Annotated in this window: 2 rRNA genes; both read right to left on the reverse strand. The window is 46.9% G+C overall.

From position 1 onward, the window contains the following. A 23S ribosomal RNA gene (locus tag ACEWK1_RS27660) occupies positions 1 to 698 on the reverse strand; the annotation flags it as partial. A gap of 236 nt (positions 699 to 934) precedes the next feature. Then, a 16S ribosomal RNA gene (locus ACEWK1_RS27665) occupies positions 935 to 1,001 on the reverse strand; the annotation flags it as partial.

Here is a 1,001-nt window from a genome sequence, read left to right on the forward strand (position 1 = left end):
TTCGCCCTATTCAGACTCGCTTTCGCTGCGGCTCCGTCTTATCAACTTAACCTTGCACGGGATCGTAACTCGCCGGTTCATTCTACAAAAGGCACGCCATTACCCATTAACGGGCTTTGACTACTTGTAGGCACACGGTTTCAGGATCTCTTTCACTCCCCTTCCGGGGTGCTTTTCACCTTTCCCTCACGGTACTGGTTCACTATCGGTCACTAGGGAGTATTTAGCCTTGGGAGATGGTCCTCCCTGCTTCCGACGGGATTTCACGTGTCCCGCCGTACTCAGGATCCACTCTGGAGGGAACGAAGTTTCAACTACAGGGTTGTTACCTTCTTTGACGGGCCTTTCCAGACCTCTTCATTTACTCCGTTCCTTTGTAACTCCGTATAGAGTGTCCTACAACCCCAAGAGGCAAGCCTCTTGGTTTGGGCTTCTTCCGTTTCGCTCGCCGCTACTTGGGAAATCGCGTTTGCTTTCTCTTCCTCCGGGTACTTAGATGTTTCAGTTCCCCGGGTCTGCCATCATCACCCTATGAATTCAGGTGAAGATACTACTCCATTACGAGCAGTGGGTTTCCCCATTCGGAAATCTCCGGATCAAAGCTTACTTACAGCTCCCCGAAGCATATCGGTGTTAGTACCGTCCTTCATCGGCTCCTAGTGCCAAGGCATCCACCGTGCGCCCTTAACAACTTAACCTTTGACATCGAAGATGTCGTTTAAATCAATTATTAAGAGAATCACTAAACTAAGCGTTTAAACTCAGTGAATTACTTGAATTGTTTTCGTTATCTAGTTTTCAAGGAACATAAAACACAGGATGTTCAAATGCACTCTGCATTTAGACTCCTATGTATTGAGTCTTACTTATATAGAAAGATCAGAATGATCTCTCAAAACTAAACAAAATACCAAGCGTGCCTCATTTTCCTTAGAAAGGAGGTGATCCAGCCGCACCTTCCGATACGGCTACCTTGTTACGACTTCACCCCAATCATCTGT

The organism is Metabacillus sp. YM-086 (assembly GCF_048059995.1).
Lineage (GTDB): Bacteria > Bacillota > Bacilli > Bacillales > Bacillaceae > Metabacillus > Metabacillus litoralis_B.